Raw genomic sequence first — 24,187 nt, 5'->3', positions numbered from 1 at the left:
GGCCCGGAAGGCGCGCTACGGTCGGAGACCAGGGTGAGTCCCGACGGCAAAGCGTGCGCCGACGGCATTGTCGTTCGGAGAGACACGAGGGGCAATAACAACATGCTGAACGACGAACAGAATGATGGGTGGAGTTGACGGTGGGTGAGCGCAGGCGACCCGGGAAGTCTTGTCCCGGCGGCGACGCGGGCGGTGGCGATCCTCGACACGCTCGGTGAGGCGGAAGGCCGCCCGCTGTCGGTGAGTGAGCTTGCCCGCGCCCGGGGTCTGCCGAAGTCCTCGACGGGCAACCTCTGCGCCTCCCTCGAGGCGGCGGGCATGATCACGCGCAATGGAAGCGGCTTCAGCCTGGGGCGCAAGCTGGTGGAGCTGGGTGGCCGCTACCTGTCCACAGTGGACCAGTTGCGTGACTTCTACGAGCTGTGCCGGCGTAGCGCACACATCTCCAGGGAGACCGCCCGGGTCGCCGTCCTGGACGGTCTGGACGTGCTGTACCTGGCCAGGTACGACGGCACCCAGCCGCTGCGCCTCACCGCCAACATCGGCGACCGGTTCCCCGCGAACTGCACGGCGACCGGGAAGGCCATCCTGTCGACCCTGGACCCGGCGGGGGCCGAGGACCGGCTGCGCGGCCCGACCCTGCCCGCGCTCAGCGAGCGGTCCCTCACCTCGGTGCCCGCGCTGCTGGCGGACCTGGCGGCGACCCGGAAGCGGGGCTACGCCGTCGACGACGAGGAGGCGGGAGCGGGCATCGTCTGCCTGGCCGTGCCGGTCACGGGCTTCCGCACCGACTCGGCTCCCTTCGCGATCAGCGTCACGGTGCTCAAGGCGCGGCTCGACGACGACTTCCGTGAGGCGCTGCTGAAGGATCTGCGTGCCATTGCGGCGGGGCTGGAGAACCCCATGCTCCCGCAGGGGGTGTCCACGGGCAGCGGGTGAGATCGGGCTGCCAGGCCGGCGCCGTCAAGCCCGACGGCATCGTGCTGTCCGGCTTCGACCCCAAGTCCACCGCGCAGCAGGTCGCCCAGGCGAACTCCGCCGGTATCCCGCTCATCGGGTGGCAGGCGGTGGACGCCCCCGGCCCCAGTACGGACCCGAAGCTCTTCAGCAACGTCACCACAAGGGTCCAGGACGTCGCCAAGATCAGCGCGGACTGGGTCATCAGCCAGTCCAACGGCCGCGCCGGCGTCGTGGTGTTCACCGACGCCTCCATACCCTTCGCCAAGGGCAAGTCGGACCTGATCGAGAAGGAACTCGCCACCTGCTCCGACGTCAAGGTCCTCACGACGTCCAACATCCCCATCGCCGACGCCAGTAACCGCACGCCGCAAGAGGTGTCCGCGCTGCTGTCCCGTTTCGGCACCAAGTGGACCAACTCCGCAGCCGTCAACGACCTGTACTTCGCCGACGCGGCTCCGTCCCTGCGCGCGGCGGGCAAGCGGGGCAACGGAGCCACCTTCAACATCGGCGCGGGAGACGGCGACCCGTCCGCCTTCCAGCGCATCAACAGCAAGCAGTTCCAGACGGCGACGGTTCCCGAGCCGCTGTCCGAGCAGGGCTGGCAGATGGTCGACGAGTTCAACCGCGCCTTCGCGGGCAAGCCCGCCAGCGGCTACGTCGCCCCGGTCCACATCACCACGGCCGACAACAGCGGCGGCACGTCCTCCTGGGACCCCAAGGGATACCGCGAGGCGTACCAGAAGCTCTGGGGGAAGTACCCGCCGTCCGGCTTCGGAGCCACCCGCTGCACTGGCGGGGCTCGAGAAGGCGAAGGCCAAGGGCCTGGACATTTCGAGGATTCACTCGGTGGCGTCCTTCTTCGTCTCCCGGCTCGACTCCGAGATCGACAAACGGTGGACGCCCTGGGCACCCCGCAGGCCACGGCGCTGCGCGGCAGGGCACGATGTACGTCGACGAGCTGGTGGCACCGAACACCGTGAACACCATGCCGGAGGCCACCCTGAATGCTGTCGCCGACCACGGTGAGATCACCGGCAACACCATCACCGGCACCTATGAGCAGGCCCGGGCCGACCTCAATGCCGTTGAGGAACTGGGCATCCGGTACGCCGTTGTCGTGGACGCTCTCCAAACGGAGGGCATCCGCAGGTTCCAGCAGTCCTGGGACACCCTGCTGGACGCCGTCCGAGGCGTCGCGGCGCGCGACGACCGGGCCCGGCCGTGATCCCGGGCAGCTCCGTACCGCTCCTGGCCGTTCAGGCGAGTTGGTAGTCGAACCAGATGCGATGCGTGCCGTCGGCGTCAATGGCCATCCCACCGGCGCCGACGATCCCAGCCAGCTCGCCGGTGCCGCTCGAGGGCACAATGGTGAAGAACTCCGCGGTGCGGTCGCTGCCGGACGTCGTCGCCGAGTGCACGAAGTTGAAGCAACCCTCCGGTCATGCAGCGAGCCTTCGAACGACTCCATGGCCACATAGGTACCGACGCCTGTCGCCTGGTCGAACGCTGCGGTGAACAAGGTTGCCGAGCGACCGGTGACCTCTCCCTCGAAATGCTTCTCCATCGTCGCGACACCGACCGGCAGCCCCGTGGACACGGCCGGCTCGGGCTTCAGCTCAGCCGGCACGAACGCTGTGACGGTAAAGGTTCCCGTAGCTCTCATACGCCGACCGTATCGGGGCGCTCCGACAAGCGGAGCCGGACCCGGGGCAACACAGCAAGTGCCGACCGCGGGTATGGATCACCGACGCGGCCGGATCGGGAGACACTGATCCCGTCGCTCGCCCGACCGGGACGTGCGGTGGCCCCGGGATGCACGGAGACCTGACGGAGACGCGATGGAACGACGCCAGCTGGAGTATTTCATCGGCGTGGTCGAGCACGGCGGATTCACCGCCGCGGCCATTGCGCTCCATGTCGCACAGCCCTCACTGTCCCATGCGATCCGGTCCCTGGAACGCGAATTCGGCGGAAAACTCTTTCACCGTCTCCCGCACGGAGTCGCCCTCACCGCTGCGGGTGAGGCGCTGGTCCGGCCCGCCCAGCAGGTCCTGCGCGACCTGTCCACGGCCAGTTCCCTGGTCCGGGAAGTCCTCGGGGTCAGCGGCGGCCGGCTCGACATCGTGTCGCAGACGACCCTTTCGGTCGACCCACTGGCCGGCATGCTGGGGCGCTTCCACCGCGCACATCCGAAGGTCTCCGTGCGCGTGGTCGACCCGGAGCGGGGACCCGCCGTGGCGCAGATGGTCACGGCCGGACAGTGCGAACTCGGTCTCGTCGACGCCTCGGTGCCCACGGCGGATCTGCGCGGGATCGACCTGCCGGAGCAGGAGATGCACGTCGTGCTGCCCGCTGACCACCCGCATCCGGCGGGCGACACCATCACCTCGCGTGAACTGGCCGCGCTGGACCTGATCGTCACACCTCCGGGCACGGAAACCCGGGCTGCGGTGGACGACGTATGCACCGCGCTGGGCGTCGCACCGCGGATCGCGGTGGAGACCGCGCACCGCGCGATGATCGTGCCGCTGGTCCTCTCCGGCGTCGGCGCCGCCCTGCTGCCTGCCTCCATGGCCCAGGACGCCGCGCTGCGCGGGGCCCGGATGCTGTCGCATCGTCCGCGACTGCTGCGCCACGGCCGGCTGGTCTGGCGGTCGGGCCCGCTCTCGCCCGCCGCCCAGGCGTTCGTGGACCTGGCGTCGTCACCCGCCCAGGACTGACGCCCCCTGCAGGTATAGAAGTTTTCTATCGCCTTCATTCAAAACCGGTTCGCGCGAATTCAAGGCGCCTTGTTGACCGGCCTCGGCGACGACTGACACTTTGGCTGCATCGCAGGCAGAGGAATTCCCGGGCCCGCTGAAGTCCAGCCGCATTACACCGGTAATTGAGCCGCGATAAGAGGTGCGATATTTCCCGCCGGGCACCGAATCGGAGAAATACATGACTGAGTTCGACGCCGGACGGCACATACTTCCGCGGCCCGACACCCGTCGGCCCCTGACGACCGCGATGGACGTCCACGACCAGGAGACCGCCTTCACCCCCGTCGGCCCGGTCCCTCCTCCCGAGGGTGCACCGAACGTGGTGGTCGTGCTCGTCGACGATCTCGGGTTCGGCACCTCCAGTGCGTTCGGCGGACCGTGCGAGATGCCGGCCGCTGAACGACTCGCGGACAACGGGCTGCGCTACACCCGATTTCACGTGACGGCCCTGTGCTCGCCGACCCGGCAGGCCCTGCTGACCGGGCGCAACCACCACTCGGTCGGCATGGGCGGCACGACCGAGATGACCACCGCGGCCCCCGGATACAACGGGTTCCGGCCGCGCAGCGCGGCGACCATGGCGCAGATCCTGCAGGGCAACGGCTACAGCACGGCCGCCTTCGGCAAGTGGCATCAGACGCCTCCGCGGGAGATCAGCGCGGTGGGGCCGTTCGACCGATGGCCGACGGGGGAGGGGTTCGACACCTTCTACGGGTTCATGGGTGCCGAGATGAACCACTGGTATCCGCTGCTGTACCAGGGCACCACCCCCATCGAGCCGGACCGCCGGCCGGAGGACGGCTACCACCTGTCCGAGGACCTCGTCGACCACGCCATCGACTGGGTGCGCACCCAGCGCACGCTGACTCCGGACCGGCCCTTCTTCACCTACCTCGCGTTGGGCGCCGCGCACGCTCCGCTGCACATCGGCCCCGAGTGGCAGGAGAAGTACCGCGGACGGTTCGACCACGGCTGGGACCGGCAGCGCGAAGTGACCCTGCAGAAGCAGAAGGAACTCGGCGTCGTCTCCCCGGAGGCAGAACTCGCGCCCTGGGCCGAGGGTGTGCCCCACTGGGACGAACTCACCGACAGCCGGCGCCGTCTGGCGGCCAGGTTCATGGAGACGTTCGCCGCGTTCACCGAACACGCCGACGTGCAGGTCGGCAGGTTCGTCGACGCGCTGCAAGAACTGGGCGAGCTGGACAACACCCTCTTCATCTACATCCTCGGCGACAACGGCGCCTCGGGCGAGGGCGGCATCGAAGGGACGATCGTCGAGCACCGGCTGGGGCACGGCGTGGTGGACGATCCGGAAGAGATGATCGACCACCTCGACGAGATCGGCGGCCCGCTCAGCTACCCGATCGCCCCGGCGGGATGGGCGCTGGCGCTCAACACCCCCTACCAGTGGACCAAACAGGTGGCCTCGCACTTCGGCGGCACCCGGGACGGCATGATCCTGCACTGGCCGCGGGGGGTCCCCGAGCGTGGCGGGCTGCGTCACCAGTTCTCGCACGTGATCGACGTACTTCCGACGATCCTGGACTGCGTGGGAGTCCCGGCGCCGTTCAGTGTGGACGGCGTGCCGCAGCAGCCCATCGAGGGGACGAGCATGCAGCGGACGCTCGCCGACCCCCACGCGCCCGAACACCGCCGTACCCAGTACTTCGAGATGTGCGGCAACCGCGGCATCTACCACAACGGCTGGATGGCGGTCACCCGGCACGGCATCCCCTGGGAGATGCTGCCGGACAAGGACCGGAGGTTCGCCGACGACGTCTGGGAGCTCTACGACGTGAACCGCGACTGGAGCCAGGCTCACAACCTCGCCGCCGAACACCCGGAGAAGTTGCGCCGGTTGCAGGACCTGTTCCTGATCGAAGCGGCGAAGTACCAGGTCTTCCCCCTGGACGATCGGGTCACCGAGCGGGAGAACCCGGCCGTGGCCGGCCGCATCGATCTGCTCGGCGATCGGACGTCCATCACCTACCGGGCGGGAATGCGGCGGTTCACCGAGGAGACCACCCTCAACGTCAAGAACCGCTCCCACAGCATCACCGCGGACGTCGACCTGCCGGAGACGGCGGTCGAGGGCGTGATCATCGCGCAGGGCGGCCGGTTCGGCGGCTGGACCCTGTACGTCACCGAGGGCAGACCGGCCTACGCCTACAACTACTTCTGCTTGAGCCTGTACACCGTGCGCGGCAACGAGGCCCTGGCACCTGGACGGCACGAGATCCGGCTCGAGTTCGACTACGACGGCGGAGGGCTCGGCAGGGGCGGAACCGCCGTGCTCCTGGTGGACGGTGAAAAGCACGCGTCCGGACGGGTCGAGCAGACCATCCCGTACTACTTCTCCTTCGACGAGACACTCGACATCGGGGTGGACCTGAGCACACCGGTGACCGAGGACTATCCCGTCCTCGACAACGAGTTCACCGGCACGATTCACACGGTGCGCATCGACCTGGGAGCCGAGAGCACCGAGTCGTCCGAGTTCGACGGCGGACTGCACCGGCGCGTCATGGGGGCACAGTGAGCTGCTGCACGCCGCCCGGCGGCCAGGGCGCGGGACGGGCGGCAGCCCAGCCCTCAGCCGGCCGCCGGGCAACACCCGAGGACATGGTGGGGGTCCCCGCAGGCGAGTTCCTCATGGGCAGCGAGGACCCGCTCGCCTACCCGGCCGACGGGGAGGGCCCGGTGCGCACGGTGTACGTCGACGCGTTCTGGATGGACGCCTGCACGGTGTCCAACGCCCAGTTCGCACGCTTCACCTCCGACACCGGATACCGCACCTCCGCCGAGCGGGCCGGCTGGTCGTTCGTCTTCGCCGGTCTGCTCCCGGACGACTTCCCGCCGACCCGGGGCGTGGTGGGCGCGCCCTGGTGGCGACAGGTCGAAGGGGCGGACTGGCGCCGCCCCGACGGACCGCACTCCACCTGGGAGGACCGGGCGGATCATCCGGTCGTCCACGTCGACTTCGACGACGCCCGCGCCTACTGCGCCTGGGCCGGCAAACGCCTGCCCACCGAGGCCGAATGGGAACGCGCCGCCCGAGGGGGACTGCACGCCAAGGTGTTTCCCTGGGGCGACGAGTTCGAGCCTGCCGGCCGCCCCCGGATGAACGTGTGGCAGGGCGACTTCCCGAACCGGCACCCGACAGCCGACGGCTGGTACGGCACCTGTCCGGTGGACGCCTTCGAGCCCAACGGCTTCGGTCTGTACAACGCCACCGGCAACGTCTGGGAATGGTGCGAGGACCCCTTCTCCCCCTCCCTCGGCGGACAGCAGCGCGTCACCAAGGGCGGCTCCTACCTCTGTCATGCGTCCTACTGCCGCCGGTACCGGGTCGCCGCGCGGCAGGGCCTGTTCCCGGACTCCGCAACCGGCAACGTGGGGTTCCGGTGCGCCCTGGACATGACGTGACCCCTTTCGACTCCATCACTCGGACAACGACGCGATACGCCCGGCGCACAAGGAGCAGGATCATGGCAAAGCAAGCAAGACGGTGGCGTTCCGGCGCGGCGGGGATGGCCGTACTCGGTCTCACCCTGACCGCCTGCGGCGGCGCGAAGATCGGCGAGGACTCCGCCGCGGGGGGCGGCAGCTCGGGCAAGTGCGGCACCTTCAACCTCGCGGTCAACCCTTGGGTGGGCTACGAGGCGGACGCGGCGGTCGTCGGCTACGTCGCGGAGAAGGAACTCGGCTGCAAGGTCGTCAAGAAGGACCTGAAGGCGGAAATCGGCTGGCAGGGGTTGGAGACGGGCGAGATCGACGCCATCCTCGAGAACTGGGGCCACGAGGACCTGAAGAGGAAATACATCACCCAGCAGAAGACCGCGGTCGACCTCGGGGCGACCGGCAACAAGGGCATCATCGGCTGGTACCTCCCCCCGTGGATCGTGAAGAAGTACCCGGACATCACGAACTGGAAGAACCTCAACAAGTACGCCTCGAACTTCAAGACCTCCGAATCGGGTACCAAGGGCCAACTCCTCGACGGCGACCCGTCGTACCAGACCAACGACGAGGCCCTGGTGAAGAACCTGAAACTGAACTTCAAGGTGGTGTACGCGGGCAGTGAGACCGCGCTGATCCAGGCATTCCGGGACGCCGAGAAGAACAAGAAGTGGGTGATCGGCTACTTCTACGAGCCACAGTGGTTCTTCTCGGAGGTGCCGCTCGTCCACGTCGATCTGCCCAAGCACACGGCAGGCTGCGACACCGACCCGGCGAAGGTCGCCTGCGACTATCAGGAATTCGACCTCGACAAGATCGTCGCCACCCGCTTCGCGAAGTCCGGCAGCCCGGCCTACGACCTGGTGAAGAACTTCAACTGGACGAACGACGACCAGAACACCGTCGCCAAGTACATCGCGGTGGACAAGATGACACCGGAGGCGGCGGCGAAGAAGTGGGTCGAGGCGAACCCGGACAAGGTCAAGGCCTGGCTCGGATAGGACGGGCCGAGAGGATCTGTCGACATCGCTCACGGCTGACGTTGCGCGGTCATGAGGGGATGAAGCCCGGCCACCAGGGCGGGACGTTACCCGGGCACCTGGGGGCCGGGTAGGAGTCCGGCATGCCGAGCCATGTCACGAGGAACCAGGTGAACCACAGGGTGAAGACGATCCCTGCGGTCAGCGCTGCCCCTCGATGACGTCTTCCGAGGGTGCGATGCAGGATCACCCACGGGGCCGAAGCGGCGATCCATATGAGAGGGGCGAGGAGGAGCAACGTCATGCTGTTGGCCGCTGCATTGCCGCCGATGTCACAAGCAGCCCAGATCCTCCCGACAGTGGTGACGGACACCACTGCGGTCAGCCCCCCGAAGAGGGTGCCGAACCCGATTCCCCTGAACGAGGGTCTCGGAGGACTCGACGGCCCCGCTGCCACGATCGCCCACCCCTCATCGCCGTAGATGCGGAGAGTACCAACCCGCTGAGCAGCCCCTGGTCACGGCCGTCGGAGCAGCGAGCGTTCGTCAGATGAAGTCTCTTGAAGCCCGGCAGCTCAACGAACGAATAACCGGTTGCCTGTCGGCGATGGTCATGGATGCAATGTCCGGCATGGTCACCCAGGTGCGCCCGCCACGGCGAGATGAGATGAACGCGTGCCACCGGGCCTTGCCACTCTGCGATCCGGGCGGACCGCAACCGAATCGTCCCGCGGGAGACGCCGACGCATGAATACGCCACCAACGTCACCTGGAGTGGAGCGGACTGACGGATCATCCGTCCAGATCGGCGCTCTCGCTCCGCTGACTCGGCCTGGCTGGGTCGAGGCAGGCCAACACCTGCTCGCCGGACTCGAGCTGGCCGTTCGCGAAGTCAATGACGCAGGCGGGATCGCAGGAAGACCACTCGAGCTGGTGGTCCGAGACACCGCGGCCGATCCACAGAAAGCCGCCGCTGCCGTAGATGAATTGGCTCGCCTGGGTGTAGCTGCCTTGGCGGGGGAATATCACAGCGTCGTCGCTCGCGCCGCTGCCGCCAGGGCCGACGCCCTCGGCCTGCCGTTCCTCTGCTCGTCAGCGGTTCTTGACGCGCTCACCGAACAGCCGACGGAATGGGTGGCGCGCCTCTCCCCGCCGCAGTCCCGAGGCTGGCAGGTCTACGCGGACTTCCTCCTCAGCGCGGGCCACAGCCGAATCGCCGTAGCAGCCCAGCCGAGTGTCTACTGGGCAGCCGGGGCCCGCATTCTGCGGGACCACGTCGCCCCACACGGCGGCACCGTCATCGAACTCGACATGAGCGCGCGCACCCCTGAGGCCGTGTGCGACGAACTCGTCGACAATCACGCGACGGCTCTCCTTCTTCTGGTCGGCCACCCGGAGCCGGCAGTGTCGATCGTCAGGGCCGTCCGCCGCGACCGGCGCCTCGCCGAGATCATGATCGGTGCTCCGGCCGGGCAACCGGAGTTCGCCGAATGGGCGACGTTGCTCGGTGACGACAGCACCGCGACCCCGTTCCTGCGCTACCTGCCCGAGCGCCTCAGCCCACTCGGCGCACGAGTCGAGACGGCCCTCCGCGAGCGACTGGCCGAAGCGCCCTCCTTCGTCGCCTTCGAGGGCTATGACACGGTTGCCGTCCTCGCCGATGTGCTGCGTTCCCACGGCGCGGACCGGGCGCGCACTGCCCAGTCCTGGCCGCGCGTCGCAGTCGAAGGCACCCGCGGGCAGATCCAGTTCTCCCGCACGCCAGGCATCAGCGTTTGGCAGTGGGCTTGGACGCCGATCCAGGTCGTTGACCGAGATCCCGCGGAACCCGATCGCTTTCGGATCCTTCACGCCGGCTGAGAGAGCACGGAGGCCCGACCGCGCGTGGCTCCACGTTCTACCCCAACGCGACAGACCGCGCTACGGCATGGGAGTGTCTGGACCCTGCCTGCTTCCCTCACTGGAGGGAACTGCCGGTGTCGCGGCTCCCGGCCAGCCGCAGTGTCGCAAGGGCCGCCATCCCCGCGGCGACGCCGAAGGTGAGGGCGGCCGGGACGCCGTCGCCGAGCTTTGAGAACAGGTACACAGGCCCCCACACGGGGACAGTGTCGTCCATCGCCATGTGCAGCAATTGGCTTGCCAGCAAGCCCAGCACGGTCGCGCAGACCGCGCCGATCGCCATGGCCGGCACCGTCGTTCGGGTGAGGAGGCCGGGCAGCAGTCGCAGCCCCCACCACACCACGGCCAGCATGAGCACGTCGGCGGCTCGGTACAGCAGCCAGTCGCCGAGTGGCGTGGCCGACGGGCCCGTCCAGCCGCCGAGCACCAGCCACTCGCGCAGCAGGTCGCCGGGCTCGGACAGCAGCCCTCCGCCGCCGAACGAGGTCTGTATCCAGGCCGACACCGATTGGTACGAAAGAATCACCAGCGACAGCGCGATCACCGCGGTACCCACACTTGCGGCCAGGCGGGCAGCGCGAGGCGGCACACTCTGCCTGGGCATCGGGTCCTCCCCCTTGGCGGTGACACGCGCCACAAGCACCGTGAGCAGGGCGGTCAACAGCGCCGCGAACACTGTGACCGGGCCGCTCGAGGCGATCACGCCCGCCAGCTGCGGCAGGAACCGGTAGCTGCCGTGCCCCCGGGACGCGATCAGCCACGGCGCGGAGAGTGTCACAGCCAGCGTTCCGGCCACCGGGCCCCAGGCCCACAGCGCGAGCAGCGTGGCGGGTGTACGCCCCTGGGTCGGCGGAATCCTGCGGACCAGGAGCAGCGCGCCGGCCAGGAAGAACACGAACACCGCCACGAATCTGATCTGCATCGCGGTGCTGTACAGATCGGCGTACTGGGTGCCTCCGCTCACGGAAGTCTCCCCGCCCGCAGGGCCGTCGGACCCGAGCGCCGGAGGGTCGTACGACCAGGGCGCGAGCCATCGCCGGAGTTCACCCGCGGACTGAACGTCGAACACGCTTGTGGTGCCGCGCAGTTGCAGTGCCTGGGCGCTCGCTCCCGCCCACCACAGCAACAGCGTGAGCAGCAGACCTCCGAGCAGTGCCGGTATGACCGCGCGCCGATATGTCATGTGGCTTCCCCCGCCTTGGCCCTGTGGCCGTCTGTGTTTCGATCAGCCGAAGAGTACGGCGTCATGATCGCGTCATGCCGCGCACCGCGCACAGGTGACGGATACCAGCTTTGCGTGAGGACATGGCACCCGGCGACGTCGCGGTCTTCGGTGACCGGGCCGTGCGGGCTCCCGGGTGATCGCTGGCCGTCAGGCGGAAGATCCATTGGCGGGTGAGGCGTCGGCGGCCCGGCATGCGGGGCAAAGAACCTGAGCATGGGGACCATAGCGGTGGGTGAGCCCTTGGCACCGCGGGCAGTAACCGACCTCCGCCGGGGCGCACCCCAGCAGGAGCGCAGCGGTTGCCCGGTCCGTCCTCGGGTCGATGCGTTCCGGCATCGCGTCCATACGTTCGAATGTACGTCCGGTGTCCCGTATGGGCAGGCCGGGCGAGCCAGGCCCGTGATGTTCGGGTCTGCGAGTGCTGCACGTGCTTCGTCGGCCCTTCCGCGGATGTCGTTGCGGAGCGGGCGCATAGGGTTGCCACCATGGCACTGCGACCTGTTCATGTGAACATAAAGGCTCTTGACGGCCTGGCGGTCGGCCGGTTCTGGGCGGAGGTACTCGGCTGGAGTGCCTACAGCCCCGGCGTGACCACCTACGTCGGACCCGTCGGAGGTCTCGTGTGGCCGGACCCGGTCGCCGTCGGCGTCGACGTCGTTCCCGTCCCGGAACCCAAGACGACAACCAAGAACCGTGTGCACCTCGATGTCGCCACCACCTCCGTGGCGCACCAGGCGGAGTTGGTCGCGCGCCTGAAGGCTCTCGGTGCGACGCCCGCCCACGTGGGCCAGGGGGAAGTGCCGTGGACGGTCCTCGCCGACCCCGAGGGCAACGAGTTCTGCGTGCTGGAGCCTCGGGAGATCTACCGGGACACCGGGCCGATCGCCCGGGTGGTGGTCGACTGCGAGGATCCGCGGGCCATGGCCCGGTTCTGGGGTGAGGTGATGGACTGGACCCTGCACAAGGTGACCGACGACCAGGCGGTATTTCGCTCCGCCAAGGGTGTCGGCCCGTATCTCGAGTTCCTCCGTACGCCCGACGTGAAGACCGTGCCAGACCGCATCCATCTTGACCTGCTGCCGTACCCCGGTGACGACAAAGCAGCGGAGGTGGCCCGGCTGCGGGCCCTCGGTGCCACCGACCTCGACCTCGGCCAGGGCGACGTCCCGTGGACGTGCCTGGCCGACCCGGAGGGCCACGAGTTCTGCGTCCTCGCCCCGTCCTGACGCGGAGCCCAACGGCACTCCTACGGCCGGGATGGGCGGCCGGTCCCGATGGTGGGCAGTCGCACGAACCACGAGGCCCTGAGAGCGGCACATGGCCTGTCCGTCTCGAGGTTCGCGGCACTCGCTGGGATCCCCGAACGAACCTACCGACCGCACACGTAGTGTGCTGCCATGCGCGACGACACGCCTGCCGAGACGCGCCGTGTCCACCTGAGCCGGACCTTCGACGAGGACGCGGAGCTGTACGACCGGGCCAGGCCCGGGTATCCGCCGGAGTTGTTCGACGACCTCACCGAGGTGGCCGGCACCGGCTCCGGCTGTCGTGTCCTCGAGGTGGGGGCGGGTACCGGCAAGGCGACCTTGCCGCTGGCCGAGCGCGGTTGCCGGATCACCGCCGTCGAGCTGGGCGCGGACATGGCCGCCGTCGCCCGGCGCAACCTGGCCGGGTTCGAGGCGGTGGAGGTCGTGACAGCGGACTTCGAGACGTGGCCGCTGCCGGAGGAGCCGTTCGACGTGGTCGTCTCGGCGACGGCGTTCCACTGGCTTGATCCGGCGGTGCGGATGGTAAAGGCCGCCGATGCGCTGCGGCCCGGTGGCGCCCTCGCCGTGGTCGCCACACAGCATGTGGCGGGTGGCAGCGAAGAGTTCTTCGTCGAGGTCCAGGACTGCTACGAGCGTTTCGATCCGGCCACCCCCCGGGGGCTGCGGCTTCCTGCCGCAGCGGACGTCGACACTTCGGATCACGCGGACGAGGTCGCACGCAGCGGCCGGTTCGGCCCTGTCGTCTTCCGGCGTTACGAGCGGGACCTGACGTACACCACGGCGGAGTACGTGGAGGTGCTGCGGACCTACTCCGGCCACCGGGCGCTGCCGCCCAAGGCCAGGGAGGGACTGCTGGAGTGCATTGCCGGGCTTGTCGACAGGCGGTACGGAGGCCGGGTCACCAAGCGGTATCTCACGGAACTGCGGGTGTCACGAACGGCCCCTGCTCTTCTGTAGGCGCGACTCCAGCCACGCCCACCGCGCATCTGACAGCTCGCCCTGCCCGGGAACCGGGAGCAGTCAGCGGGTCTCGACTCCTTCCGCCTCGACGCCCTCCCCGAGGCCTACTTGTCGAAGGTGGCCACGGACGACCCGCTCCTACGTGCCATTCACCGAGACGGCCGGCTCCCGTCCGCTGTGGACCAACGTCAAGGACAACAGATCGCTCGGGCACCGCCCTGGGGGCGGCTCCCTCCTCCACGAGGCCGCGTTGCACAAGGGTCATCGTCGGCGGCCCGGGGCGGACAGAGCCGCGGTGAAGTCGTCCAGGGCATCGAGGTTGTGGGCGCTGACGACGGCGTCGCAGTAGGGCAGTGCGGCGGCCATGCCGGCGACGAGCGGACGGTAACGGGGGTTTGCCGTACGGGGGTTGACCCATACGACGCGGTAGGCGACCCGGGACAGTCGCGCCATGTGGGTGGCGAGGGCAGCGGGCGGGCCGGTGTCCCAGCCGTCGGAGATGATGACGACCACGGCGCCGTGCGCCAGGCCGCGCCGGCCGAACCGCTCGTTGAACTCCGCAAGGCAGTCCGCGATCCGGGTGCCCCCGGACCAGTCCGGGGCCGCTCGTCCGGCTTGTGCCAGGGCGTCGTACGGCCCTGCTCGCCTGAGGGTGGGCGTGAGGCGGGTGAGCCGGGTGGCGAAGGTGAACACCTCGGCGCGGGCGGCACGGGTGGCGCAGTAGAGCAGTTGCAGCATCGCGCGGGCGTAGGGCTCCATCGATCCGGAGATGTCGCAGAGCACGATGAGGTCGCGGGGACGGGTGCGTGGCATGAAGCGGCGCAGTTTCAGCGGATGTCCGCCGGTGCGGCGGCTGACTGCCAGGGTGCGGCGCACGTCGATGTGCTCACCGTGGAGCGCCGTGCGGCGCCGGCGGGAGGGTCGGGTCGGGGTGCGCAGCACGAGGGTGCGCATCACCTCTGAGAGTTGGCCCAGTTCCTCGGCGGACAGGGCCGCGAAGTCGCGGGTGGCGAGGCGGTCGAGGGGACTTGCGGCGAGGGGCACGGGTGCCTCCTGCCGCTGTGCGCCGGCCTCCCGGCCGTGTCCGTCCGCGGTGGCCTTCCCGGCGCCTTGGACGCGCCCGGGGACACGGTCGGGGAGCGATCGGGGTGGGTCGCCGGGCTGCCCGCGCTGTGGTCCGAGGCCGGTCGGGGCGCCGAAGACGGCGCGGAAGACGGCGTCGAACGGCTCGATCTGCTCGCGGTCGGAGACCAGGGTGGTGAGCGCGCAGTGCCGCAGCTCGCGCGTCGTCGACGGTGGAAGCAGGGTGAGTGCCCGGGCGAAGCTGCGGGTCTGGTCGGGTCCCACCGGGATCCCGGCGTCGTGCAGGGCGGCGGTGAACGAGGCGGCCAGTTCCGGCAGGTCAGGCATCGGTGCCGGCCTCCGTGTCGACCAGTTCCGCCAGTCCGGCCCGGCGCACGGCCTGAAGGTCCTCGGCGTATTTGAGTACTGCCCCCAGGGTGCGGTCGGCGGCTGCGGCGTCGAGAGTGGTGAGCCCCAGTGCGTGGAGCGCGCCTGCCCAGTCGATCGCCTCGGCGATGCCGGGTGGCTTGGTGAGTTCCTGGTGGGCGCGCAGGCGTGCCACCCCGCGCGCCACGCGGGGGGCCAGCCACTGGGCCGATTCAGGCACCCGCTTGCGGATGATCGCGGCGACTCGGTCGGTGTCCGGGTAGTCGATCCAGTGGTAGAGGCAGCGGCGTTTGAGCGCGTCGTGCAAGTCCCGGGTGCGGTTGGAGGTCAGTAGGGCCACCGGCGGCACCGTGGCCGTCCGGGTGCCCAGTTCGGGGATGGTGACCGCGGCATCGGCCAGCAGTTCCAGGAGGAAAGCCTCGAACTCGTCGTCGGCGCGGTCCACTTCGTCGATGAGCAGCACGGCCGGCCGTGGGCCCGGGTGGGAGATCGCTGCGAGGAGCGGCCGGGGCAGCAGATAGTCCTCGGAGAACAGGTCGGCGTCGCGCAGGGACTCCCCACGGGACTCGGCCAGCCGGATGGCCAGCAGTTGCCGCGGATAGTTCCACTCGTACAGGGCCTCCGCCGAGGACAGCCCCTCGTAGCACTGCAACCGGATCAGCGGGGTGTCGAGCGCGGCGGCGAGTGCGCGGGCCGCCTCGGTCTTGCCGACGCCGGGCTCGCCCTCCAGCAGGATCGGCTGCCGCATGCGCACGGCCAGCAGCAGCGCGGTGGTCAGGGCGTCGTCGGCGAGGTAGCCGACGGCGTCCAGCCGTGAGCGCAGGGCGGGGACGTCCGCTGCGAGGGGGGCGGGGTCAGGCATGTGCGTAGTGGGAGGGGTCGTCGGCGAAGGCGTGCTGGCAGCCCGGCCCGCAGAAGTACACCCTGCCGCCGTCGGCCCGGTCGAGTGAGAGGGTGGTGGGGGTGATGGCCACGGTCATGCCGCAGACGGGATCCACGACCTCGGCCCTGGCCTGGGGCGCGGCGGCTTCGGCTGGGGGGCGTGCGGCCCGGGTCGCCTGTGGCCGCAACGCGATGATCTCGGCGTACACCGACAGTGCGACCTCCGCCGGGGTGCGTGCGCCGATGTCCAGGCCGGCCGGGGTGTGGATGCGTGCGCGTTGTTCCTCTGTGAGGTCCAGCCCGGCGAGTACCGCCGTGCCGCGCTTGCGGCTGGCCACCAGCCCGATGTACGGGACCTCGGCGCGCGCGGCCTCGGTCAGCACGGTCTCCTCGTCGCGGCCGTGGGTGGCGACGACTGTGACGTCCAGGTCGGGGGGCAGCGTGTCCTGGGGCTTGGCGGGGCGGGCGTCGAGGCCGAGCACGCGTCCGATGTCGAGCAGGGCGCGAGCGATGGGCGCCTGTCCGTAGACGAACGCCAGCGCCGGCGGGAGGTTTGCCTCCAGGAAGATGTCGAGCGTGCCGCCCGACAGGCAGGGATTGGCCACCGTGACCAGGCCCTCGCCCGGCTCCTGTGTGCCTTCGGCCACGGCGTCCTCGGTGGGCGTGATCCGCAGCAGCAGTGACTTTCCGGTCTGCAGCACCCGTAGGCCCTGGAGTTGCACCGTGGTCTCGGCGCAGGTGCCGCCCACGAAGCCCTCCAGGGTGCCGTCGGGCAGCACCAGGGCGCTGTCGCCGGGCTTGGCGCTCGTGGGCCGTTCCGCGCGGACGACGGTGGCCAGCACGAACGGGGTCCGGCCGTGCCGGAGTCCGTCCGCGCGGGTCAGCAGTTCCGTGTCGGTCATCGCGGGGGCCTAGGTGATCGCCAGGTCGGTGCGCAGCGGCCGGCCCTGGGCTGCCCGCCACACCGCGGCGGGGGTCAGCGGCATGTCGATGTGGCGTACGCCGAGCGGCTTCAGTGCGTCGACCACCGCGTTGACCACCGCGGCGGGCGAGCCCACTGTGGCGGACTCGCCGACGCCCTTTGCACCGATGGGGTGGTGCGGGGAGGGGGTGACGGTCTCGCCGAGTTCCCAGGACGGGCACTCGACCGAGGTGGGCAGGAGGTAGTCCATGAACGACCCGCCGAGGCAGTTGCCGTCCTCGTCGAAGGCGATCACCTGCATGAGGGCCATGCCGAGGCCGTCGGCGAGTCCGCCGTGCACCTGCCCCTCGACGATCATGGGGTTGATCCGGTTGCCGCAGTCGTCGACCGCGACGAACCGGCGGACCTTCACCTGGCCGGTGGCCGCGTCCACGTCGGCCACGCAGATGTAGGCGCCGAAGGGGAAGGTGAGGTTCGGCGGGTTGTAGACGCAGCTCGCGTCGAGGTGGCCCTCGACGCCCTCGGGCAGCTCCAGGTTGGAGTGGGCCGCGAGGGCTATCTCGGCCATGGTCCTGCCCTGGTCGGGGTCCCCGGTGACGAACCAGCGTCCCTTCTCCCATTCCAGGTCGTCGGGGTTCACTTCGAGCATTGCCGAGGCCACGAGCCGGGCGCGCTCGCGCACCTTGCGGGCGACCATCGCCGCCGCCGCTCCGGACACCGGCGTGGAGCGGGATCCGTAGGTGCCGAGGCCGAACGGGGTCTGGTCGGTGTCGCCGTGCACCACCTCGACGTCGTCGGGAGGGATGCCCAGTTCCTCGGCGACGATCTGCGCGAAGGTCGTCTCGTGGCCCTGGCCCTGGGATTGCACGGAGATGCGCAGTACCGCCTTGCCGGTCGGGTGGACGCGCAGTTCGGCACCGTCGGCCATGCCGAGGCCGAGGATGTCCATGTGCTTGCGCGGGCCGGCTCCGACGGCCTCGGTGAAGAAGCTGACCCCGATGCCCATCAGCTCGCCCCGCTCGCGCTTGTCGGCCTGCTCCCGGCGCAGGTCCTCGTAGTGCGCGATGTCCATCGCCAGCCGCAGGGCCCGTGGGTAGTCGCCGGAGTCGTACTCCCATCCGGTCTGCGACCGGTACGGGAACTGTTCGGGTCGCAGCAGGTTGCGCATCCGCAGCTCGGCCGGGTCCGTGTCCAGCTTGTGCGCGAGTACGTCCACCATCCGCTCGACCAGGTAGGCGGCCTCGGTGACGCGGAACGAGCAGGCGTAGGCGACGCCGCCGGGGGCCTTGTTGGTGTAGACGCCGGTCACCGTGCAGTGCGCGGCGGCCAGGTCGTAGGAGCCGGTGAAGACGCCGAAGAAGCCGGCCGGGAAATGCGTCGGCTGTGCGGTGGCGTTGAAGGCGCCGTGGTCGGCGATCACATGGACGCGCAGGGCCTGGATCTTTCCGTCCTTCGTCGCGGCGATCTCCCCGTGCATGTGGTAGTCGCGGGCGAAGGACGTGCTCATCAGGTTCTCGGAGCGGTCCTCCACCCACTTGACGGGCTTGCCGGTGACGATGGAACCGACGACCGCGCACACGTAACCGGGGTAGATGCCGACCTTGTTGCCGAAGCCGCCCCCGATGTCCGGGGCGATGATCCGGATCTTGTGCTCCGGGATCCCGGCCACCATCGCGTACAGGGTGCGGTGGGCGTGCGGGGCCTGGGTGGTGGACCACACCGTCAGCTTCCCGGTGATGGCGTCCATGTCCGCCACGGTCCCGCAGGTCTCCAGCGGCGCCGGGTGCACCCGCGGGTACAGCATTTCCTGCTCCACCACGACGTCGGCGGCCGCGAAGACCCCGTCGGTGCGCTCCTTGTCTCCCGCCGACCAGTCGAAGATGTGGTTGTCGCTCTGGTGCTCCTTGTCGTCGCGGATCACCGGTGCGTCCGCATCGAGCGCCCGGCGGGCGTCGACGACCGGCGGCAGCGGCTCGTACTCGACGTCGATCAGCTCGAGAGCGTCCCGCGCGGCGTAGCGGTCCTCGGCGACGACGAAGGCGACCTCCTGCCCCTGGAAGCGGACCTTGTCGGTGGCCAGCACCGCCTGGGTGTCGTAGGAGATCGTGGGCATCCAGGCCAGCCCGAGACCGGCCAGGGTCTCCCCGGTGATCACGGCCTTGACCTTGGGGTGCGCCTCGGCGGCGCTGGTGTCGACGGACACGATCCGGGCGTGCGCCAGTGGGCTGCGCAGGATGGCGCCGTGCAGCATTCCGGGCAGGCGGACGTCGTCGACGTAGGTCCCGTGGCCGCGGATGAACCGCGCATCCTCCTTGCGGGTCATCCGTCCGAAGCCGACCGGCCGTTGTTCGGTGGTCGTCATGCCCGCACCTCCTCACGGCCGGGCTCCGACTCGGTGGCCGCATCCGCCGTCCGCGCCCCGCCGCCGTGCTCTGCGGCCCAGCGGATGGAGCGCACGATGTTCTCGTAGCCGGTGCAGCGGCACAGCTGTCCGGAGATCGCCTCGCGGATGTCCTCCTCGGACGGATCCGCGTTGTGGTCGAGCAGCCAGCGGGCGGTCATCATCATTCCCGGAGTGCAGAAGCCGCACTGCAGTCCGTGGCAGGCGACGAATCCCTGCTGCACCGGGTCGAGTTCGGCCCCGTGCGCCAGGCCCTCGACGGTTTGCACCTCATGGCCGTCGGCCATCGCCGCGAGCACGGTGCAGGACTTCACCGGTGTGCCGTCCAGCCAGACGGCGCACACTCCGCAGTTGGAGGTGTCGCAGCCCCAGTGGGTTCCGGTGAGGGCGAGTTCGTCGCGCAGGAAGTGCACGAGCAGCAGTCTGGGCTCGACGTCCCGCGTGTACTGCTCGCCGTTCACGGTCACGGTGATCCGCATGTCACGCCTCCTGCCCCTGGGCGCGCGCGGCGGCGGCGCGCAGCGCCCGCGTGGTGAGCTCCGCGGCCAGATTCCGCTTGTAGTCGGCCGGACCGCGCTGGTCGGCTGTCGGCCGGCACTCCTGCGAGGCGATCCGGCCCGCCTCGGCGAAGCCTTCGTCGTCCGGGCGCCCGCCGCGCAGGAAGTCCTCGGCCTGTTCGGCGACGAAGTGAGGGGCGCCCACTGCGGTGAGCCCGATCCCGGCCTCGGTGATCACCCCGTCGGAGATCTCCAGCACGGCTCCCGCTGCGACGACCGACCAGTCGCCGGCGCGGCGCTCGACCTTGCGGTAGGCGCTGGCGTGCGAGCGGATGGGCACGCGGATCTCCACCAGGAGCTCCGCCTCGTCCAGTGCGGTCTCGTACGGTCCGAGGAAGAACTCCCTGATCGCGATGGTGCGCCTGCCGCGGGGGCCCTGGGCGACAAGGGTCGCCCGCAGTGCCGAGAACGCCGCGGACAGGTCCTCCGACGGATCGGCCTGGCACAGCGAGCCGCCTATGGTGCCCCGGTTGCGGACGAGTGGATCGGCGATGACCCGTTCCGCGTCCCGCAGGATGGGGAAGTGCTCGCCGACCACCGGCGAGGCCAGCAGCTCCGCGTGGCGGACCATCGCGCCGACGGCCAGTTCGTGCCCGTCCACCCTGATCAGCGCCAGCTCGCCGAGGCCGTTGATGTCGATCAGCGCCTCGGGCTGCGCCAGCCGCAGCTTCATCATCGGCAGCAGGCTGTGGCCGCCCGCCACCACCCGGGCCTCGGGGCCGTACTGCACGAGCAGCTCGATCGCCCGTTCGAGGCTGGTGGCTCTCTCGTATTGGAACGCGGCTGGAACCTGCATCGGCCCTCCCGGAACGCTGGACGCCACCGTGCCGTGATGCTGTGCCCATCCGTACCGGCCATGCAATGGGAGGATAAGTATTCACTTATCACTGAAGATGCAGGAAAATCAGGGAGTGACCGTTACGCAGCTCAGCACCTTCGTGCTGGTTGCCCGGCTCGGTTCGGTCGGCGCCGCGGCGCGGACTCTGAACGTGAGCGAGTCCGCCGTGTCCCAGGCGCTCACCGCGCTGCGGACCCACTTCGGTGATCCGCTCATCAGGCGCACCGGCGGCGGAGGGATGCGGCTCACGCCCGCGGGCGCTCGGCTGCTGCCGGTCGCCTCACGGATGGTCGCGCTGAGCTCGGACGCCGAGGCGGTGGTGCGGGCGGCACGGGGGGCACCCGACGAGCTGCGCGTCGTCGCCACGAGCACGCTGGCCGAGTTCGTTCTCCCGTCGCTCGTGGAGGCCTTCGCCGGCCGCGCGGGGCGCAGGGCCGAGACGTCTTTCGGGGTGGCCGCCGGCAACGAGATGCGAGTTCTCGTGGAGAACCGGCTGGCCGATGTCGCGCTCGGGCCTGATCTCGGTGCCCTGCGCGGGGGCGAAGTGGTCAGCGAGCCGTTGTTCCGCACCCAGCTGGTCGTGGTGACCGGTGGCAGGACGCCGCGGCCGCCCGGTCCGCCGCCGCTGTGGTCGTGGCTGGTCGACGCCTCCGGCACCGATCCGGACGCGGACTGCGGGCGGCTGCTGCGTCGGCTGGGTGTGCCCGAGCGGCATGTGTGGGTGTTTCCCAACCAGACCGCGGCCTGGGCGGCCGCCGCCGAGGGCGCCGGGGTCGCCCCGGCGCTGACCCATCTGGTCTCGCCCCGCATCCGACGGGACGAGCTGCGCGTACTGGAGACCCCGGCCACGCCGTTGAACGCCACCTGGCACGCCACCGTCCTGCGCCCCGACCACCGCTCCCCGGCAACCGACGGGTTCCTGCACTTCCTGCACACCCCGGCGGCGACCCGCATCATGCGCGAGCCCGGCGCGGGCGTCCCGCCCTCCCAGTTCCGGCCGCCCGTGTACGTCACACTCTGGGGTGGGTGAGACACATGGTGCCGAGCTGTCCGGATGGCCGTAGGGGCCGGCATGTGGTGCGCGGCAGGCGGGGTCGGTGCCGGTGAGGCGGCTTTGGAGCTGATGCGCTGGTGCTGCCGGGTTGTCGCGGGCCGCGGCTGCCGGGAGGGTCCGGCGGGCGAGGACCGGCGACAGGCGAACGAGAGAACCTGACATCTCGTCAACTCACGTTTGCCGTCTGGTCGTTTCTCGCCGCGGGGGCGGCGGGCTTCACGGGTGAGTACTGCTGTGGGGTGATGGGGCGTCGGGGGAGAACGAGGAATTGCCGTTCGCGGGTATCGGCGGGTGGAGCAGGGCCGCTGCTTCTAGTGTGGAAGTCGCCACAGCGCATGTGCCGGCCGTGGTGGTGGCCTTCGACGGCTCACCGTCTTGTAGGGGGAGGGGGGTGCATCGTGCTGCCTGCCAAGGCGTGCGTGCCTCTGGGGGAGTGGCGCTGGCCCGAGCAGATCGCGGTGGGTGATCTGGCCGCAGGTGTCAGCCGGACGGTGGCGATGCCCGCCGGCTGCCTGGTGGAGGCGCGTCTGGCCGCGGACCTGGAACGGGCCGGCCGGAAGGTGGCCTGGCTGCGGCCGGCCCGCTACGAGGTGGACGCGATGCTGCAGGAGCAGGCGCGGCCGGAGGACACGGTGGTGGTGCAGCCCGCCGCGGGAAGTGCGCTTCCCCTGCCCGCCGAAGTGCCGACGGCCAGCAGCCTGGTGCTGGTGTGCGGGGGCCCGGAGGGGCTGCGCGTCGGTGTCAGCGACACGGTCAGTGCTGCGGAGCAGTTGGGCTCGCCGTTCCCGCCCGCCACTCTGGCCCGGCTTGTCGCTGCAGCCGACGGGCGGGCCATGGTGATCGACTCGGTGCTGCGGGCATCGTGCGAGCGCGGCTGGAGGGAACTGGCCGCGGCGGTGCACGAAGGACAGGACATCTGTGGGCTGCTCGCCGACGCGAGCCTGCGGGTATTGGCCACGGCCGGGCAGGACCGCATCGACGCGCTCGTCCTTGCCGCGCACCTGGGATACGCGCACCCCAGGTTACGGGCCCTTGCGCCGGCGCTTCAGGATCCGGCAACGGAACCGTGGTGGCAGCCGCTGGACGGCGGCTGGTATCGCATGCTTCCGCTGTGGGGTACGGCGCTGCTGGCGCTGCCCGCCCGCCGTACCGCCGGTTTCCAGGGGCGTCTGGCCAGGCTGGTCGGGGAACTGGAAGGTGAGCGGGCCGACCGTGAGGCGGTCGAGTTGTGCGTGCGGCTCGGTGCTTTCGAGCTGCAGGCGGACCTGCTCGCCGCGTCGGCGGAGACCCTCGCACGGGCAGGGGATGAGGACCTGGTGCGGTCGTGGCTGGCTGTGCTGCCCGACCGGGTGCTGCGGCAGCGGGACCTCGCGCGGCTCTGGGCCGCGATACGCCTACGGCCTGTCGTCTCATCCCGGGCAGACGCGCGGGATGAGGATCAGGCGTGGACCGTGGCGTGGATGCAGGCCTGTGCGGCACTGGCGGACGGGCGGGCCGAGGCCGCACTGGCCTGCGCCCGGCGGGCTCGGGCGCAGGCACGCAGGTCGTCGGCGCGGGCTGCCGCAGACCGGGCGGGGCTGCTCGCACGTCGCATCCGGCGGTTTGTGCGCACCCGCTCGGTGCCCAAGCGGATGCGGTTGCTGCTGCAGGTGACCGAGTTCGCCCAGTGCCAGGCGCCCGGACCGGCAGGCGATGCGGCCCCGCCGGAGGGCACGCAACCTGTCCTTGTCCTCGCCGCCCGACCGCCCGGCCCCTCGGCGGCTGTGCAGGCGGTGGCCGCCGTGGATGTCCAGGTGCGGCTGCTGGGTGCCTTCCGTCTGCAGCTGCAGGGGCAGGAGGTCACCGGCTGGTCGGGCAACCTGGGCCGGTCGGTGTTGAAGTACTTGCTGCTGCAGTGGCCTCGGCCGGTTCCGCGTGATGTGCTCACCGAGGTGTTCTGGCCCGGAGTTCCCGCGTCGGCCGCGCGCAACCGGCTCAACGTGGCTTTGTACGCCCTGCGCCGCGACCTGCGTGAGGTCTCCTCCCGGACGGTGGTCGTGCACGCGCGCGAAACCTATCTCGTCGCGCCCGACCTGACCGTGCTGCTGGACGTCGAGGAGTTCGGCAGGCAGGCGAGTGCCGCGATGCGGCTGCGGTCCCCTCAGACGCCGGATCTCGCCGATGCCGTCCGCTGCCATGAGAGGGCAACGGCCCTGTATGCGGGCGACCTGTTGGAGGACACGCCCTGCGCGGACTGGGCGGTGCCGGAGCGTGAACGGCTGGCCCAGCTCCACCTCGATCTGCTGGAAGGGCTGGCCGGACTCTACCTGCAACAGGGCGCCTACCCGGCGTGTGTGGAGACCAGCCGCAGGCTGCTCATGCACGACCCGTGCCGGGAGGAGGCCCACCGGCTGCTCATGCGTGCCTTTGTACGGCAGAACCAGCCGCACCGGGCCGCCGCCCAGTTCGAGTCCCTACGGCGCGAACTGGACGGCACACTCGGCATGACACCGGGTCCCGAGACCGTGCGGCTGTACGAGTCGGTGCGGCGTCACCGCCTCGTCTGATCGCCCGGAACGGGGGGAGCGAGACG

The 24,187-nt window shown here is 70.1% G+C and carries 17 protein-coding genes and 3 pseudogenes; 12 read left to right on the top strand and 8 right to left on the bottom strand.

Annotated elements, in window-relative coordinates:
• The first annotated feature begins 144 nt into the window (after positions 1–144).
• The 3 genes and pseudogenes from ABZO29_RS04420 to ABZO29_RS04410 form a co-directional block, all read left to right on the top strand.
• Complete coding sequence (locus ABZO29_RS04420; RefSeq protein ID WP_367318790.1) at positions 145–939, top strand: IclR family transcriptional regulator; 795 nt, start codon at positions 145–147, stop codon at positions 937–939.
• A gap of 20 nt (positions 940–959) precedes the next feature.
• A pseudogene (locus ABZO29_RS04415) lies at positions 960–1,715 on the top strand (substrate-binding domain-containing protein); the annotation flags it as partial.
• A gap of 28 nt (positions 1,716–1,743) precedes the next feature.
• Positions 1,744–2,185, top strand: a pseudogene (locus ABZO29_RS04410) (transaldolase family protein); the annotation flags it as partial.
• 31 nt (positions 2,186–2,216) lie between these two features.
• Here ABZO29_RS04410 and ABZO29_RS04405 read toward each other — a convergent pair.
• Positions 2,217–2,623 (bottom strand): annotated as a pseudogene (locus ABZO29_RS04405) (DUF3224 domain-containing protein).
• A 175-nt stretch (positions 2,624–2,798) separates the two neighbouring features.
• On the opposite strand from ABZO29_RS04405, the gene ABZO29_RS04400 reads away from it, so the two are divergent.
• From ABZO29_RS04400 to ABZO29_RS04380, 5 genes are all read left to right on the top strand, one after another.
• Positions 2,799–3,680, top strand: a complete 882-nt coding sequence (locus ABZO29_RS04400; RefSeq protein ID WP_367318789.1) for a LysR family transcriptional regulator — start codon at positions 2,799–2,801, stop codon at positions 3,678–3,680.
• 220 nt (positions 3,681–3,900) lie between these two features.
• Entirely contained in the window at positions 3,901–6,261 is a 2,361-nt protein-coding gene (locus tag ABZO29_RS04395) for an arylsulfatase (RefSeq protein ID WP_367318788.1), read from the top strand.
• Positions 6,262–6,344: 83 nt separating this feature from the next.
• The gene (locus ABZO29_RS04390; RefSeq protein WP_367318787.1) at positions 6,345–7,148 is read left to right on the top strand and encodes a formylglycine-generating enzyme family protein; all 804 of its coding nucleotides are present in this window, start codon (positions 6,345–6,347) and stop codon (positions 7,146–7,148) included.
• A gap of 62 nt (positions 7,149–7,210) precedes the next feature.
• The gene (locus ABZO29_RS04385; protein ID WP_367318786.1) at positions 7,211–8,182 is read left to right on the top strand and encodes an ABC transporter substrate-binding protein; all 972 of its coding nucleotides are present in this window, start codon (positions 7,211–7,213) and stop codon (positions 8,180–8,182) included.
• 725 nt (positions 8,183–8,907) lie between these two features.
• Positions 8,908–10,020 (top strand): ABC transporter substrate-binding protein, encoded by a 1,113-nt coding sequence (locus ABZO29_RS04380; RefSeq protein WP_367318785.1) that lies wholly within the window; start codon positions 8,908–8,910, stop codon positions 10,018–10,020.
• Between the two features lie 97 nt (positions 10,021–10,117).
• Here the strand turns inward: ABZO29_RS04380 and ABZO29_RS04375 are convergent, their stop codons facing one another.
• Positions 10,118–11,242, bottom strand: coding sequence for a hypothetical protein (locus ABZO29_RS04375; protein ID WP_367318784.1), 1,125 nt, complete (start codon positions 11,240–11,242; stop codon positions 10,118–10,120).
• Positions 11,243–11,769: 527 nt separating this feature from the next.
• Here ABZO29_RS04375 and ABZO29_RS04370 point away from each other — a divergent pair.
• Together ABZO29_RS04370 and ABZO29_RS04365 are read left to right on the top strand one after the other, a co-directional pair.
• On the top strand, positions 11,770–12,510 hold the full coding sequence (locus tag ABZO29_RS04370; RefSeq protein ID WP_367318783.1) for a VOC family protein: 741 nt from the start codon (positions 11,770–11,772) through the stop codon (positions 12,508–12,510).
• 171 nt (positions 12,511–12,681) lie between these two features.
• A complete protein-coding gene (locus tag ABZO29_RS04365) occupies positions 12,682–13,509 on the top strand; it encodes a trans-aconitate 2-methyltransferase (protein ID WP_367318782.1) in 828 nt (275 codons plus the stop codon).
• Positions 13,510–13,773: 264 nt separating this feature from the next.
• On the opposite strand, the gene ABZO29_RS04360 is transcribed toward ABZO29_RS04365, so the two are convergent.
• From ABZO29_RS04360 to ABZO29_RS04335, 6 genes are read right to left on the bottom strand one after another with little or no spacing between them, the layout of a single operon-like run.
• Positions 13,774–14,922, bottom strand: a complete 1,149-nt coding sequence (locus ABZO29_RS04360; RefSeq protein WP_367318781.1) for a VWA domain-containing protein — start codon at positions 14,920–14,922, stop codon at positions 13,774–13,776.
• Positions 14,915–15,823, bottom strand: coding sequence for an AAA family ATPase (locus ABZO29_RS04355; protein WP_367318780.1), 909 nt, complete (start codon positions 15,821–15,823; stop codon positions 14,915–14,917). Before ABZO29_RS04355 ends, ABZO29_RS04360 begins: the two co-directional genes overlap by 8 nt.
• Entirely contained in the window at positions 15,816–16,745 is a 930-nt protein-coding gene (locus ABZO29_RS04350) for an XdhC family protein (RefSeq protein ID WP_367318779.1), read from the bottom strand. Before ABZO29_RS04350 ends, ABZO29_RS04355 begins: the two co-directional genes overlap by 8 nt.
• 9 nt (positions 16,746–16,754) lie before the next feature.
• On the bottom strand, positions 16,755–19,127 hold the full coding sequence (locus tag ABZO29_RS04345; protein ID WP_367318778.1) for an aerobic carbon-monoxide dehydrogenase large subunit: 2,373 nt from the start codon (positions 19,125–19,127) through the stop codon (positions 16,755–16,757).
• Positions 19,124–19,645: a (2Fe-2S)-binding protein gene (locus tag ABZO29_RS04340; RefSeq protein WP_367318777.1), complete on the bottom strand. Its 522-nt coding sequence runs from the start codon at positions 19,643–19,645 to the stop codon at positions 19,124–19,126. The genes ABZO29_RS04345 and ABZO29_RS04340 overlap by 4 nt, the downstream gene beginning before the upstream one ends.
• Position 19,646: 1 nt before the next feature.
• Positions 19,647–20,519 carry a xanthine dehydrogenase family protein subunit M gene (locus tag ABZO29_RS04335; protein ID WP_367318776.1) on the bottom strand — a complete coding sequence of 291 codons (873 nt, stop codon included), beginning with the start codon at positions 20,517–20,519 and terminating at the stop codon, positions 19,647–19,649.
• A gap of 115 nt (positions 20,520–20,634) precedes the next feature.
• Between ABZO29_RS04335 and ABZO29_RS04330 the strand changes: the two genes are divergently transcribed.
• Positions 20,635–21,591 (top strand): LysR family transcriptional regulator, encoded by a 957-nt coding sequence (locus tag ABZO29_RS04330; protein WP_367318775.1) that lies wholly within the window; start codon positions 20,635–20,637, stop codon positions 21,589–21,591.
• Positions 21,592–22,013: 422 nt separating this feature from the next.
• Positions 22,014–24,161, top strand: coding sequence for a BTAD domain-containing putative transcriptional regulator (locus tag ABZO29_RS04325; RefSeq protein ID WP_367318774.1), 2,148 nt, complete (start codon positions 22,014–22,016; stop codon positions 24,159–24,161).
• Positions 24,162–24,187 lie beyond the last annotated feature (26 nt).

It is taken from the genome of Streptomyces sp. HUAS ZL42 (assembly GCF_040782645.1).
GTDB lineage: Bacteria > Actinomycetota > Actinomycetes > Streptomycetales > Streptomycetaceae > Streptomyces.
This window is presented reverse-complemented; position numbering and strand designations above follow the sequence as displayed.

Coding starts and splice junctions, on each gene's coding strand:
- ABZO29_RS04380 (WP_367318785.1), top strand. CDS start 8,908: ATGAATACGCCACCAACGTCACCTGGAGTGGAGCGGACTGACGGATCA.
- ABZO29_RS04365 (WP_367318782.1), top strand. CDS start 12,682: ATGCGCGACGACACGCCTGCCGAGACGCGCCGTGTCCACCTGAGCCGG.
- ABZO29_RS04395 (WP_367318788.1), top strand. CDS start 3,901: ATGACTGAGTTCGACGCCGGACGGCACATACTTCCGCGGCCCGACACC.
- ABZO29_RS04400 (WP_367318789.1), top strand. CDS start 2,799: ATGGAACGACGCCAGCTGGAGTATTTCATCGGCGTGGTCGAGCACGGC.
- ABZO29_RS04385 (WP_367318786.1), top strand. CDS start 7,211: ATGGCAAAGCAAGCAAGACGGTGGCGTTCCGGCGCGGCGGGGATGGCC.
- ABZO29_RS04345 (WP_367318778.1), bottom strand. CDS start 19,127: ATGACGACCACCGAACAACGGCCGGTCGGCTTCGGACGGATGACCCGC.
- ABZO29_RS04360 (WP_367318781.1), bottom strand. CDS start 14,922: ATGCCTGACCTGCCGGAACTGGCCGCCTCGTTCACCGCCGCCCTGCAC.
- ABZO29_RS04390 (WP_367318787.1), top strand. CDS start 6,345: ATGGTGGGGGTCCCCGCAGGCGAGTTCCTCATGGGCAGCGAGGACCCG.
- ABZO29_RS04375 (WP_367318784.1), bottom strand. CDS start 11,242: ATGACATATCGGCGCGCGGTCATACCGGCACTGCTCGGAGGTCTGCTG.
- ABZO29_RS04340 (WP_367318777.1), bottom strand. CDS start 19,645: ATGCGGATCACCGTGACCGTGAACGGCGAGCAGTACACGCGGGACGTC.
- ABZO29_RS04355 (WP_367318780.1), bottom strand. CDS start 15,823: ATGCCTGACCCCGCCCCCCTCGCAGCGGACGTCCCCGCCCTGCGCTCA.
- ABZO29_RS04335 (WP_367318776.1), bottom strand. CDS start 20,519: ATGCAGGTTCCAGCCGCGTTCCAATACGAGAGAGCCACCAGCCTCGAA.
- ABZO29_RS04350 (WP_367318779.1), bottom strand. CDS start 16,745: ATGACCGACACGGAACTGCTGACCCGCGCGGACGGACTCCGGCACGGC.
- ABZO29_RS04370 (WP_367318783.1), top strand. CDS start 11,770: ATGGCACTGCGACCTGTTCATGTGAACATAAAGGCTCTTGACGGCCTG.